This is a genomic window from Xanthomonas arboricola (assembly GCF_003353015.1).
Taxonomy (GTDB): Bacteria; Pseudomonadota; Gammaproteobacteria; order Xanthomonadales; family Xanthomonadaceae; genus Xanthomonas; species Xanthomonas arboricola_E.
Map to the genome: position 1 here is coordinate 424,931 of NZ_QREM01000009.1, position 12,594 is coordinate 437,524.

A 12,594-nucleotide genomic window follows, 5' to 3' on the forward strand; every position below is an offset into this window, starting at 1 on the left:
GAAAACTCCTCTTCATTATTGTTCTTATAGTCCCGGTCGACACCTGCCATCCCCAGCCGGCCCCGGAAACGGGATGTTACACGCCTGAAGCCTGCTGCACAGCGGGACGTTGACCGAGGAAGCCGACAAGTGCGCATTCCAGCCGATGGCGGTCACGCTCGGGGTCGAACCAGCGTGCGTCGAGCTCGCCACGCAGCCAGGTCAGTTGCCGCTTGGCCAGTTGACGGGTGGCCTGCACGGCCCTGTCGCGGAACTCGGCCAGGCTGCCGGCTCCATCCAGATACTCCCAGGCCTGGCGATACCCCACCGCGCGCACCGCCGGCAGATCCAGCGGCGCGGCGACCGCGCGCAGTTGCGGCAATGCACGCAGCCGTTCCACTTCGGCCAGGAAATCCTGCGCCAGCATTGCATCCAGGCGCTGCTCGATGCGTGCGTGCAGCACTGCGCGCTCGTGCGGCGCCAGGACGACCTTCAGCACCCGCACCGGCAAGCGTGGTCCCGGCGGTAGCGCCTGCCAGTAGCTGATCGGCCTGCCGCTGATGCGGTAGACCTCCAGGGCGCGCTGGATCCGCTGCGGATCGGTGGTATGGATACGTGCGGCCGCGACCGGATCCACCTCCGCCAGCCGTGCATGCAGCCTGGTCCAACCGAGCTGTTCGGCTTCGGCTGCGATGGCCGCGCGTACCGCCGGGTCGGCCTCGGGCAACTGCGACAGCCCTTCCAGCAAGGCGCGGAAGTACAGCCCGGTGCCGCCGGCCAGGATCGGCAGCTTGCCGCGCGCGAGGATGTCGTCGATCGCGCGCCGCGCATCGCTGGCGAATTCCGCCGCCGAATAGATCTGCCAGGGATCGCGCAGGTCGATCAGATGGTGCGGCACCGCCGCGCGCATCGCGGCATCCGGCTTGGCCGCACCGATGTCCAGGCCGCGATACACCAGCGCCGAATCGACACTGACGATCTCGCCGTTCCAGCGCTGTGCGACCTCCAGTGCCAGCGCGGTCTTGCCGCTGGCGGTCGGCCCCATCAGCGCGATCGCCAGCGGGCGTCGGTCGGCCGGCATCAGTCCTCGTCCGGCCAGCGAATGCTCGGTGCCGCAGGCGCGCTCACGCGTGGCTGCGGGATCGCCGCCATCGCGTTCCACACCTGCAAGGCATCCACGGTGGCGGCCACATCGTGCACGCGCAGCAACAGCGCACCATGCTGGGCGGCGATCAGGTGTGCGGCCACCGAGCCGTAGACGCGTTCTGCGGCGACCTGGCGCCCGGTCAGTTCACCGATGCTGCGCTTGCGCGACAGCCCTGCCAGGATCGGCAGGCCGAACTCCTGCAGGCGCTGCAACTGCGCCAGCACGGTGAGATTGTGCGTGGTGGTCTTGTCGAAGCCGAAGCCCGGATCGAGGATCAAGCGACGCTTGTCGATCCCGGCCATTTCCGCCGCAAAGATGCGCTCGGCCAGGAAGCGATGCACCTCGGCCACCACGTCGTCGTAGTGCGGCGCATCCTGCATCGCATGGGGTGCGCTGCGTGCATGCATCACCACCACCGGCACCCGCAACTCGGCCGCGGCGTCCAAGGCGCCGGGCGAGCGCAGCGCGTACACGTCATTGATCATGCCGGCGCCGGCCGCGACCGCCGCGCGCATCACCTCCGGCTTGAAGGTATCCACACTGATCGGGACAGTGGTCTGCTGCGCCAACGCCTGGATCACCGGGATCACGCGCTGCAGCTCATCCTCCAGCGACACCGGCGTGGCGCCGGGACGGGTGGATTCGCCGCCGATATCCAGCACCGCAGCGCCCTGTTCGACCAGGCGCAGGCCATGCGCAATGGCGGCCTCGCAACTGGCGTGCTGGCCGCCGTCGGAAAACGAATCCGGGGTGACGTTGACGATCCCCATCACCTGCGGCGCATCCAGACGCAGCTCGCGACCGGCGCAATCCAGTTTCAGGGCAGTGTCGAACATCGGGGGGTGTCTCCTTGGGGGATTGCGATGGACGTGATCGTGCGCCGCGCCCTCTAACGCATCAAGGCCGGGAATCGCTTCCCGGCCTTGACGAGTGCTTCTGCAGCTGGCCGACGCGGGCGTTACAGCTGCTCGGCCGGCCCTGCAATCGGCGGCAACGGACGCGGGCTGCCCTTGTCGTTGTTGTTGCCGCCGTCCTTGTCGGACTTGCCCCAGCCAGCCGGCGGCGGCGGCTCGCGGCCTTCCATGATGGCGTCGATCTGCGGCACGTCGATGGTTTCGTACTGCAGCAGCAGCTGCGACATCGCATGCAGCTTGTCCAGGTTCTCGGTGAGGATCGCCTTGGTCTTGCTGTAGGCCTTGTCCAGGATCGAACGCACCACTTCGTCGATCATCCGCGCGGTTTCGTCGGAGACGTTCTTGTGCTGGGTCACCGAACGTCCCAGGAACACCTCGTCTTCCTCCTCGCCGTAGGCCACCGGGCCGAGCTCGTCGGACAGGCCCCACTTGGTGACCATGTTGCGCGCCATCTTGGTCGCACGCTCGATGTCGTTGGACGCACCGGTGGTGACCTTGTCGCCGCCGAAGATCAGCTCTTCGGCGACGCGGCCGCCGTATAGCGAGCACAGCTGCGACTCGATCGCCACCCGGTTCATCGAATACCGGTCGCCTTCCGGCAGATACATCGTTACGCCCAGGGCGCGGCCGCGCGGAATGATCGTGACCTTGTAGACCGGATCGTGCTCGGGCACCAGGCGGCCGACGATGGCGTGGCCTGCCTCGTGATACGCGGTCAGCGTCTTTTCGTCCTCGCTCATGGCCATCGAGCGGCGCTCGGCACCCATCAGGATCTTGTCGCGGGCACGGTCGAAGTGGTCCATGCGGACTTCCTTCTCGCTGCCGCGTGCGGCAAACAGCGCCGCCTCGTTGCACAGGTTGGCCAGATCGGCACCGGAGAAGCCCGGCGTGCCGCGTGCGATGACCATCGGCACCACGTCGTCGGCCAACGGCAGCTTGCGCATGTGCACGCGCAGGATCTGCTCGCGCCCCTTGACGTCCGGCAGGCCGACCACGACCTGGCGGTCGAAACGGCCCGGACGCAGCAGCGCCGGATCCAGCACGTCGGGACGGTTGGTGGCCGCGATCACGATCACGCCTTCGCCGCCTTCGAAACCGTCCATCTCGACCAGCAACTGGTTCAGGGTCTGCTCGCGCTCGTCATGCCCACCGCCCAGACCGGCGCCGCGATGACGGCCCACCGCATCGATTTCGTCGATGAAGATGATGCACGGCGCGTGCTTCTTGGCCTGCTCGAACATGTCGCGCACGCGGCTGGCACCCACGCCGACGAACATTTCCACGAAGTCCGAGCCGGAGATGCTGAAGAACGGCACCTTGGCTTCGCCGGCGATCGCCTTGGCCAGCAGCGTCTTGCCGGTACCCGGCGGGCCCACCATCAGCACGCCGCGCGGAATCTTGCCGCCCAGCTTGGTGAACTTGGTCGGGTCGCGCAGGAAATCGACCAGCTCGCCGACTTCTTCCTTGGCCTCGTCGCAGCCGGCCACGTCGGCAAAGGTGATCTTGACCTGGTCCTCGCCCTGCAGCTTGGCGCGCGACTTGCCGAAGCTCATCGCGCCCTTGGCACCGCCGCCACCGCCCTGCATCTGGCGCATGATGAACAGCCAGAAGCCGATGATCAGGATGACCGGCAGGAAGTTGAGCACCAACGACCAGAAACCAGGCCCGGTGGCGGGCTTCTGGCGGGTCATCTCGATGTTCTTGCTATACAGCACGTCGACCAGCTTGTCGTCGCGCGGACCGTAGACATTGGCTTCGCTGCCGTCGGTGCGCTTGAAGCGGATCGCGTTGACCGCCAGATTGGTCTCGTCGGTGTAGTCCACCGACTTGACGCGTCCGGCGTCCACTTCCTTCAGGAACTGGGTGTAGGTAATCGAGTCAGGGCCGACACCGCCCGCCATCCGCGGCGAGAAGCTCTGGAAGACGACCATCAGCACAACCGCGACGACCACCCACAGCAGCAGATTCTTGGTCAAGTCGTTCATCCTCATTGGCTCCGGTGCCCTCTACTCTTCAATTCTTGAAACACGGTGGTCATTGGCAGCTTACTTGATCTGGACACGCTTGCCCTGACCGAGCGCATAAACTTCCGGGGAGCGCTTGCGCGAGGCCGCCGGTTTGCGAATCGTCACCTTGTCATAGCGGCGGCGAAGCTCACGAATGTAGTCGTCGGACCCGACGCCCTGGAACAACTTGATCAGGAACGCCCCGCCCGGTTTGAGGTGGGTGTCAGCGAATTCCATCGCCAGTTCCGCCAGGTGCATCATCCGCGGTTGGTCGACCGCATCCATGCCACTCTTATTGGGGGCCATATCGGACAGCACAAGGTCCACCGGCACATCGCCCAGCATCGCCTCGAATTCCGATAGGACGGTTTGTTCCCTGAAGTCGCCGTGAAGGAATTCCACGCCGGCCAGCGGCGGCATCTCCAGGATGTCCAGCGCCACCACCCGGCCGCTGTCGCCCATGGACTTGCGCACCTGCTGCGACCATCCGCCGGGCGCCGCGCCCAGGTCGACCACCACCATGCCCGGCTTGAGCAGGCGGTCGCGCTGGAGCAGTTCTTCCAGCTTGTAGGCCGCGCGCGAGCGCATGCCTTCGGCCTGCGCCTTCTTGACGAACGGATCGGCGAAGTGTTCCTTGAGCCAGCGCTGGCTGCTTTTACTACGGGAAGGCATCGGCAAAGGGGTCTGAACGGGTCGCCATGATACCCTGAACACCCTTTGCTTCCCTTTGATCCTGCATGTCCATTGTTCTCACCTCCGCCCAGAACCGTTTCCTGCGCGGCCAGGCCCACGATCTCAAGGCACTGCTGCAGACCGGTGGCAAAGGGGTCACGCCGGCATTCCTGGCCGAACTCGAGGACGTGCTCGAGCGCCACGAATTGATCAAGGTGAAGGTGATATCGGAGGACCGCGAGGCCCGTGACGCCATGATCGCCGAACTGACCCAGCAGACCGGCAGCGCGCTGGTGCAGCGGATCGGCCATGTCGCCATCCTGTACCGCCCCAGCAAGGAAAAGCGCCAGATCGTGCTGCCGCGCGGCTGACCAATCGAGTTTGTCATGCCTTTAAGCCAGGAACACCCCGACTACACCTATGCGCTGCGCGCGGCCGATGGCCGCCATGCCAAGGTGAACGAGCAGATTCTGCAGCGCAGCTTCATCCTCATGCCTGACGAGCTGGTGGAAGCCTGGCCGGTGTCCGGCCTGGAACAGCTGCAGGTCGCGCATATGGACGCGGTGCTGGCGCTTGCCCCGGCAGTGATCCTGCTCGGCACCGGCGAGCGGCAGCAGTTTCCCAGGACGGACGTACTGGCAGCCTGCCTGACCCGCGGCATCGGCCTGGAAGCGATGACCAATGCGGCCGCAGCACGCACCTACAACGTGCTGGCCAGCGAAGGCCGCCGCGTGGCGCTGGCGATGATCCTGGAAGGCAGGGATTAGGGATTAGGGATTAGGGATTGGGGATTCGCAACTGCGGGCTGGAGCAGATATCGCTCTCATGCAAGCAGCAGTAGCGACACCTCAAGCGAGCTCAGGCCGGTAGAACGCACCTTCCACGCGGCACCATCAGCCCAGCGCCGTTGCCGTTGCGAATCCCAAATCCCGAATCCCCAATCACTTCCTAGGCAGATACAACAACGGATCCACCGGCTTGCCGTTATAGCGGATCTCGAAGTGCAGCATGTCGCGAGCCGCGCCGCTGCGGCCCATTTCGGCGATCTGCTGGCCCTGTCTCTTATNTTGCGAATCCCAAATCCCGAATCCCCAATCACTTCCTAGGCAGATACAACAACGGATCCACCGGCTTGCCGTTATAGCGGATCTCGAAGTGCAGCATGTCGCGAGCCGCGCCGCTGCGGCCCATTTCGGCGATCTGCTGGCCGGCCTTGACGCTCTGGCCCTCGTTGAGCAGGCGCTTGCGGTTGTGCCCGTAGGCGGACAGCCACTGGTCGTTGTGCTTGATGATGATCAGCTCGCCGTAGCCGACCAGGCCGGCGCCGGAGTACACCACCACGCCATCGGCCGCGGCGCGCACCGCCTGCCCGCTGGCACCGGCGATGTCCACGCCCTGCTTGGTGGTCTCGCCGCTGACGAAAGTGCCGACCACCACGCCATCGGCCGGCCAGCGCCAGGGAAATCCGCTGCTGACCGGTGCTGCGATCGGGGCACTCGGGCGCGGCGGAACCACCGTGCCGGCGGTGGAGGTGCTGCCGCCCGGCTTGCTGGCGCCGGGCGGATAGAGCTTGAGGGTCTGGCCGGGATAGATGGTGTTCGGCGAGGACAGGCCATTCCAGGCCGCCAGATCCGGCGCGGTGATGTTGGTGCGGCGCGAGATGGCGTACAGGGTGTCGCCGCGCTGGACGGTGACGGTCGCCCCGGGGCGCGGCACCGACGGACGTGGCGCCGCCGAGGGGCGCGCGGACGCCGACCCACCGCCGGCTCCGGGCGAACGCACCACCGTGGCGCTGCTGCAGGCAGCCAGCCCGACGGCCACTGCGAGCAGGACTGCTGTCTTACCTACCGAATTCATCTGCAACTTGCTCATCCGTTGGTTGTCTTCCACGCCAGCCACGCTGCTCCCACTGCCAGCACGGCCATGGCCACCCAGCCCAGCGGCTCGATCCAGCGATGCAACGCGGCTTCGGCACGCGCCCCACCCAGCCGGATCGCGCCGGCCACCAGATACACGCGCTTGCCCCGCCCCACCAGCATGCTGGCGATGAAGGGCAGGATCGGTACGCCGACCACGCCCGAGGCCCAGGTAAAGATCTTCAACGGAATCGGGGTGAAGCCCACCAGCACCAGCGCCCAGAAAGCCTTCCAGGGCGAATCGGCGACCAGCGTGCGCAGGGTTTCGATCTGCGCCTGGATCTTCGCGCTCCAGCCCAGCCATTCGATCAGCGGCTGCAGGGCGGCAAAGGCGAAATGGCCCAGCAGGTAGCCGACCAGCGCGCCACAGACCGAGCCGAGCAGGCTCAAGCTGGCGAACCACAGCGCACGGCGGGGTTCGGCCAGCGACATCGGCGCCAGCATCACCTCCGGCGGCACCGGGAAGATGAAACCCTCCACGAAACTGAGGCCGGTCAGCAGCGCCGGGGCGCGGCGATTGCGCGACCAACGAATGGCCACGTCGTACAACGGCCCGAAGATCTTCATCGAGGAACTCTCATGGATTCAATCCAGCATGCCCGACAACAGCGGGACGAACGTGACCGGCGCCAGAACCTGCTGTTCGATCGCGCCGTCGGCAGCGCGCGTGAGCTGCACCAGCGACTGCGACGAGGCGCCACCGACCGGGGCGACCAACCGTCCACCGACCGCCAGCTGATCGACCAGCGCATCGACCAGTGCCGGGGCGGCGGCAGTGACCACGATGGCATCGTAGGGGCCGTGCTCGGGCCAACCGATGCGGCCGTCGTCGTGCTTGCTGCGCACATTCATGCCCAGGTGCCGGAAGCGCTTGCGCGCCTGCCGCAACAGGTCGCCGATGCGCTCGACCGTGTACACCTCCAGCCCCAGGGCGGCCAGGATCGCGCCCTGATAGCCGGAACCGGTGCCGACTTCGAGCACCCTGGTCGGGCCGACCTGCAGCACCGCCTCGGTCATCCGCGCGACCACCCAGGGCTGCGAGATGGTCTGGCCGTGGCCGATCGGCAGGGCGGTGTCTTCGTAGGCGCGCGAAGCCAGCGCTTCGTCGATGAACAGATGCCGCGGCACCGTGCGCATGGCGTTGAGCGTGGCTTCGTCCTGGATGCCGGCCTCGCGCAGGCGCTCGACCAGCCGGTCGCGCACACGTTGCGAGGTCATGCCGATCCCGACCGATTCCGGTTGCAGACGCAGTCTCGGCGTCATGCCGGTGTATCCAGCGCGGCGGTCAGGCCACCCACCCAGCCGGCCACCGTCTCCAGCGCCTGGTAGCGGGTCAGATCGACATGGATCGGTGTGATCGAGATATGCCCGGTCCGCACGGCATGGAAGTCGGTACCGGCGCCGGCATCCTGCTCCGGCCCGGCCGGGCCGATCCAGTACACGGTGCGGCCGCGCGGATCGCGTTGCGGCACGCAGGGTTCGGAACGATGACGGTTGCCGAGCCGGGTGACTTCGAAGCCGAGCACCTCCGACCACGCCAGATCCGGCACGTTGACGTTGAGGATGGTGTCGGCGGGCAACGGATCGGCCTTCAGCCGTGCCACGATCTCCACCGCCGCGCGTGCGGCGGTCTGGTAGTTGTGCGCTTCGTGGTTGTGCGTCACCAGCGACACCGCCACCGCCGGCAGGCCGAGGAAGCGCCCTTCCATCGCGGCGGACACGGTGCCCGAATAGATCACGTCGTCGCCGAGATTGGCCGAGTTGTTGATGCCGGAGACCACGATATCCGGGTCGTAATCGAGCATGCCGGTCAGCGCCAGATGCACGCAGTCGGTCGGCGTGCCGGCCACCGCGCAGGTCTGCGCGTCGATGCGGCGGGTGCGGATCGGCACATCCAGCGTCAGCGAATTGCTGGCGCCGGAGCGGTCGCGGTCGGGCGCGACCACCATCACTTCATGACCGGCATGGCGCAGCGCCTCGGCCAAAATCTGGATGCCGGGGGCGTCGACACCGTCGTCGTTGCTAACCAGTACGCGCATGGGACTCCTCGGAAAACCGGATCATGATACCGGATGCGTCCGCGCCCTTCGCGCTTGACCTTCGCTTGCCACTGAGGTTGGGCAGGTTACGCTGTGCGCATGTCGCATCCCGAAGACGAAGACGACGGCGCGCTGTTCCGCGCAGCGATCGGCGCGGTCACGCCGATTCGCGAGGTCGCCCCACCGGCCAATGCCAAGCCGCGCCCCAAGCCGCGCGCGCGCATGGCCGAGCGCGACGATGCCGAGGCGCACACCGAATTCGCCCGCCTGCTGCGCGACAGCGCGCCACTGGAAGCGGGCGATACCGCCAGCTATCGGCGCGAGAATCTTCCCACCCGCCTGTTTCAACGGCTCAAGCGCGGACAGTTTTCGATCCAGGACGAACTGGATCTGCATGGCGCCACCGCCGCGCAGGCCGAATCCCTGCTGCGGCAGTTCCTGCTGGAGGCGCATGCGCACGACCATGGCTGCGTGCGCATCATCCACGGCAAGGGGCTGCAGTCGGACAATGGCGCGCCGGTGTTGAAGAACCTGATGGATCGCCTGCTGCGTCAGCGTAACGATGTGCTGGCGTTTCATTCGGCGCCTGCCACCCAGGGTGGCACCGGGGCGTTGCTGGTGTTGCTGGCGCGGCGTTAGCGCCGATGGGATGGTGGGTCGCCGATGTGGATTGCAGGCATGCGCTTGTGCGACGGACGGGCTATCGGGAAAGCCCGTCGCGGCCGGGTCCGCTCCTACGCGGTGACGTGGCTGGCGGGCGGCGGACGACCACCGGACAGGCCTAGGCGTCGGAACGCGGGCCGGTGTTGAGCCGGCCGGCGTCGCTGACCTCGCCGAGCTCCCACAGCACCGCGGTGGCGTAGCAGCCCGGCGGCAGCGCGAATGCGAGCTGCAGGCTGTGCGCATCCAGCCAGCCGAACTCCAGCTGCTGCGGACGCAGGCGCAGTGCGCGGCGCTCCTGCTTCAGGCCCGCCGCTTCCAGCCCGTGGCGCAGCGCTTGCGATTGCGGATCGGACAAGGCGCCCTGCTCCACCGCCGCGGCCCGGCCGGTCGAACGCAGCTCGCCGGCACCCCACAACGGCCCGCTGGGATGGATATCGAAGCGCGCCAGGCGCTCTGCCAGTACCTCGTTGAACGGCTCGGGGCCGAACACGCTGCGCGAGCCATCCAGCATCCACGCCTCGCCATCCAGCGCCGCATCCCAGCTGCCCTGCTCCACGCGTGCGCTGAGCACACGATTGAACAACGCCGAGCGCGCCGCCGACAGCAGCATCGAGCGCTGGTCGTTGCGCAGCCGCCGCCTGGATGCCGGCGCCGCTGACAACGTGCCGTCGGCATTGGGCACATAACCGAACATCGCCAGCGCGGCAGCCAGGTTGCCGCCATCGCGGCCGAAACGTTGCTCACCGAACCAGTTGGGGATGCCGCGCGCGGCGATCGCCTGCAGGCGCTGATCGATCGCAGCGCGCTCGCCCTGCACCTGGCGCAACGTCAGCACGAAACGATTGCCCAGCAGTGCGCCGCGTTGCAGCTTGCGGTTGTGCCAGGTGCTGTCGATGACCTGCATCTCGTCGTCATCGAGCGTGGCGAGCTCCGGCGCGAGGCGCTTGGGCAGATGCACGCTGAAGCGCTGGGTGGTCACCGCATGGCGGTCTTTCAGCCCTGCATAGCTGACGCCCATCTCGGCGATCCCGGCCCAGTGCGCAAGCTTCTTCGCGATATAGGCGGTGTTCTGCCCGCGCTTGCGGACGGTGAGCAACAGGTGCTCGCCCTCGCCGGAGGGCTCGAAGGCCGGCAGCTCATCGACCTGAAAATCGTCCGGCGTACTGCGCATTGCCGCGCCAAGCACCGCGGCGCCGTGTGCGCGCGGCAGGAGGAAGGTGTCGCTCATGCGGTGATTTCCCTTCGCGCCGACAAATCGTGCGCTGTGTGCCGAATGCCTCGGCGCGGTAGTGTCGCGTTTCAGCACCAGGATGAGTTCGGCGCAGGTAACGGCGATGTGGAACGGCTGGCAAACCTGGCCGGCGGGGACAGATCCGGGTGGACGTTGCGCCCGCAACCGCTGCACATCCGCAATGGTCGCAGTGCCTGGCACCGTCCGCGCCAACCGGCGCTGAGCGCAGGCGTCCTGCTTGCCGCCGTCAGGCAGCGATCCTGCCAAGCAATACCGTCGCCTGCGCCGCGATACCCTCGCTGCGGCCGGTGAAGCCGAGTTTTTCGCTGGTGGTGGCCTTGACGCTGACGGCATCGAGCTCGATCGCCAGCAGGCCGGCAATGCGTTCGCGCATGGCCAGCGCATGCGGGCCGATCTTGGGACGCTCGCAGATCACGGTGACATCGGCATTGCCGACACGCCAGCCACGCTCGCGCAGCAAGTGATCGCAATGCTGCAGGAACTGCGCGCTGTCGGCATCCTTCCAGCGCGCATCGGACGGCGGAAAGTGCTGGCCGATATCGCCCAGCGCCAGCGCGCCCAGCATCGCATCGCACAGCGCATGCAACACCACGTCGCCATCGCTGTGCGCAAGCACGCCATGGCTGTGCGCGACGCGCACGCCGCCCAGCATCACATGGTCGCCCGCACCGAACGCATGCACGTCGTAGCCCTGACCGATTCGAAAGTTGAAAGACATGGAAAATCCGTGGTGAGTGAGAATGCCCGACAACAGCGGCCACGCAGTCGTTCAGGTCGGCATGCCCGTTGCATGGAAACCGCTGTGCAAGAGTGGCTGGAAAGCCAGTTGCGCAAACCGGCCTCGCCATCGTTCGACAGCTGCCCTAAAACGTGGTGACGTCGTGATTGGTCTGGGCACATACCGCATCGTTGCGTGTGGCCACCAATTCGGCGTCCACCGCCACGCCGCGGCGTGCGAGCTCGAATTCGAAGCGCGCCAGATCCGTCGGCGTGGTCACCTTGAAGTTGTCTTCGGCACCTTCCACCAGCAACGGGCGCAATCCCAGCCGCTCCATCGCCATCGCCTCGTCGGTCACGTCCACCCCGGCAGCCGATGCTTCGGTCAGGCCGCGGATCAGTTGATGACGGCGAAACAGCTGCGGGGTCAGCGCACGCCACAGCCGCTCGCGCGGCTCGGTGGCATCGATGCCGCCATCGTCGCCGGCACGCTTGAGGGTGTCGCGCACCGGTGCAGCCAGGATCGCGCCGACCGGATCGCCGCGGCCGATTTCCAGCAGGCGCTCCAGGTCGGCCAGGGCGAGATTGGGCCGTGCGGCGTCGTGCACCAGCACAAAGTCGTCGGCGCGCACGCTCTCGGGCAAGGCCAGCAATCCGGCCAGCACCGATGCCGCACGTGTCCCGCCGCCGACGCAGGTCAGCACCGGCTTGCCCTGCACCGACGTCCAGCCTGGCCAGTCCGCATCATCGGGCGCGATGGCCACCACGATGCCCGCCACCACCGGATGCGCGGCAAGCGCCGCCAGCGTGTAGGCCATCAGCGGTTGCCCGGCAGCGTGCAGATATTGTTTGGGGGTCTGCCCGCCAAAGCGCGTGCCGCGCCCGGCGGCCGGCACGATCGCCCAAATGGAGCCAGCCCAGATCGCACCGGTCATGGCTGTTCCGCCGGCGCGTCGGGCTCGACGGGTGCGGCCGACGGCGCGCCCACCGCGGGCGGCAACGGCGGTGCATCCTCGACCACGCGATAGAACGTCTCGCCCGGTTTGATCATGCCCAGCTCGCTGCGCGCGCGTTCCTCGATTGCCGCCTCGCCGTCCTTCAAATCCTTCACCTCTGCTGCCAACGCCTGGTTGCGTTGGCGCAGACCTTCGTTGTCCTGTGTCTGATGCGCGACCTGGGCTTCCAGCATCATGACTTCACCGGAATTCCCAGGCCCGAACCAGAAGCGGTACTGCAGCCAAGCCAGCAGCACCGCCAGCACCAGCAGTAGCCAGCGCCAGTTGCGCACG

15 protein-coding genes and 1 pseudogene are annotated in these 12,594 nt (G+C 67.0%); 3 read left to right on the forward strand and 13 right to left on the reverse strand.

Annotation, left to right across the window (positions count from 1 at the left end):
- Positions 1-76: 76 nt before the first annotated feature.
- The 4 genes from miaA to rlmE all read right to left on the reverse strand — a co-directional run bounded on the left by miaA (position 77) and on the right by rlmE (position 4,718).
- Positions 77-1,060 carry a tRNA (adenosine(37)-N6)-dimethylallyltransferase MiaA gene (gene miaA / locus C0541_RS12445; protein WP_115050290.1) on the reverse strand — a complete coding sequence of 328 codons (984 nt, stop codon included), beginning with the start codon at positions 1,058-1,060 and terminating at the stop codon, positions 77-79.
- Complete coding sequence (folP, locus tag C0541_RS12450; RefSeq protein ID WP_115048759.1) at positions 1,060-1,962, reverse strand: dihydropteroate synthase; 903 nt, start codon at positions 1,960-1,962, stop codon at positions 1,060-1,062. Before folP ends, miaA begins: the two co-directional genes overlap by 1 nt.
- Positions 1,963-2,084: 122 nt before the next feature.
- Positions 2,085-4,025, reverse strand: coding sequence for an ATP-dependent zinc metalloprotease FtsH (gene ftsH, locus C0541_RS12455; RefSeq protein ID WP_161960037.1), 1,941 nt, complete (start codon positions 4,023-4,025; stop codon positions 2,085-2,087).
- Between the two features lie 60 nt (positions 4,026-4,085).
- The gene (gene rlmE / locus C0541_RS12460) at positions 4,086-4,718 is read right to left on the reverse strand and encodes a 23S rRNA (uridine(2552)-2'-O)-methyltransferase RlmE (protein WP_115048761.1); all 633 of its coding nucleotides are present in this window, start codon (positions 4,716-4,718) and stop codon (positions 4,086-4,088) included.
- A gap of 65 nt (positions 4,719-4,783) precedes the next feature.
- Here rlmE and yhbY point away from each other — a divergent pair, with 65 nt between their 5' ends.
- Positions 4,784-5,089 (forward strand): ribosome assembly RNA-binding protein YhbY, encoded by a 306-nt coding sequence (gene yhbY / locus C0541_RS12465; RefSeq protein ID WP_115048762.1) that lies wholly within the window; start codon positions 4,784-4,786, stop codon positions 5,087-5,089.
- A 15-nt stretch (positions 5,090-5,104) separates the two neighbouring features.
- Positions 5,105-5,485: an Mth938-like domain-containing protein gene (locus C0541_RS12470; RefSeq protein WP_115048764.1), complete on the forward strand. Its 381-nt coding sequence runs from the start codon at positions 5,105-5,107 to the stop codon at positions 5,483-5,485.
- A gap of 174 nt (positions 5,486-5,659) precedes the next feature.
- On the opposite strand, the pseudogene C0541_RS12475 reads toward C0541_RS12470, so the two are convergent.
- From C0541_RS12475 to surE, 5 genes and pseudogenes are all read right to left on the reverse strand, one after another.
- Positions 5,660-5,779 (reverse strand): annotated as a pseudogene (locus C0541_RS12475) (M23 family metallopeptidase); the annotation flags it as partial.
- Positions 5,780-5,813: 34 nt separating this feature from the next.
- Positions 5,814-6,590 carry a peptidoglycan DD-metalloendopeptidase family protein gene (locus tag C0541_RS12480; RefSeq protein ID WP_161960038.1) on the reverse strand — a complete coding sequence of 259 codons (777 nt, stop codon included), beginning with the start codon at positions 6,588-6,590 and terminating at the stop codon, positions 5,814-5,816.
- On the reverse strand, positions 6,587-7,201 hold the full coding sequence (locus C0541_RS12485; protein ID WP_115048768.1) for a YqaA family protein: 615 nt from the start codon (positions 7,199-7,201) through the stop codon (positions 6,587-6,589). Before C0541_RS12485 ends, C0541_RS12480 begins: the two co-directional genes overlap by 4 nt.
- A gap of 18 nt (positions 7,202-7,219) precedes the next feature.
- Complete coding sequence (locus C0541_RS12490; RefSeq protein WP_104582889.1) at positions 7,220-7,897, reverse strand: protein-L-isoaspartate(D-aspartate) O-methyltransferase; 678 nt, start codon at positions 7,895-7,897, stop codon at positions 7,220-7,222.
- The gene (surE, locus tag C0541_RS12495) at positions 7,894-8,673 is read right to left on the reverse strand and encodes a 5'/3'-nucleotidase SurE (RefSeq protein WP_115048770.1); all 780 of its coding nucleotides are present in this window, start codon (positions 8,671-8,673) and stop codon (positions 7,894-7,896) included. The genes C0541_RS12490 and surE overlap by 4 nt, the downstream gene beginning before the upstream one ends.
- 99 nt (positions 8,674-8,772) lie before the next feature.
- On the opposite strand from surE, the gene C0541_RS12500 reads away from it, so the two are divergent.
- Complete coding sequence (locus C0541_RS12500) at positions 8,773-9,312, forward strand: Smr/MutS family protein (RefSeq protein ID WP_161960039.1); 540 nt, start codon at positions 8,773-8,775, stop codon at positions 9,310-9,312.
- Between the two features lie 142 nt (positions 9,313-9,454).
- Here C0541_RS12500 and truD read toward each other — a convergent pair whose 3' ends face one another.
- The 4 genes from truD to ftsB form a co-directional block, all read right to left on the reverse strand.
- Positions 9,455-10,564 carry a tRNA pseudouridine(13) synthase TruD gene (truD, locus tag C0541_RS12505; RefSeq protein ID WP_115048774.1) on the reverse strand — a complete coding sequence of 370 codons (1,110 nt, stop codon included), beginning with the start codon at positions 10,562-10,564 and terminating at the stop codon, positions 9,455-9,457.
- Between the two features lie 250 nt (positions 10,565-10,814).
- The gene (gene ispF / locus C0541_RS12510) at positions 10,815-11,306 is read right to left on the reverse strand and encodes a 2-C-methyl-D-erythritol 2,4-cyclodiphosphate synthase (RefSeq protein WP_115048776.1); all 492 of its coding nucleotides are present in this window, start codon (positions 11,304-11,306) and stop codon (positions 10,815-10,817) included.
- Between the two features lie 145 nt (positions 11,307-11,451).
- Entirely contained in the window at positions 11,452-12,240 is a 789-nt protein-coding gene (gene ispD / locus C0541_RS12515) for a 2-C-methyl-D-erythritol 4-phosphate cytidylyltransferase (RefSeq protein ID WP_115048778.1), read from the reverse strand.
- Complete coding sequence (ftsB, locus tag C0541_RS12520) at positions 12,237-12,593, reverse strand: cell division protein FtsB (RefSeq protein WP_115048780.1); 357 nt, start codon at positions 12,591-12,593, stop codon at positions 12,237-12,239. The genes ispD and ftsB overlap by 4 nt, the downstream gene beginning before the upstream one ends.
- Between the last annotated feature and the right edge of the window lies 1 nt (position 12,594).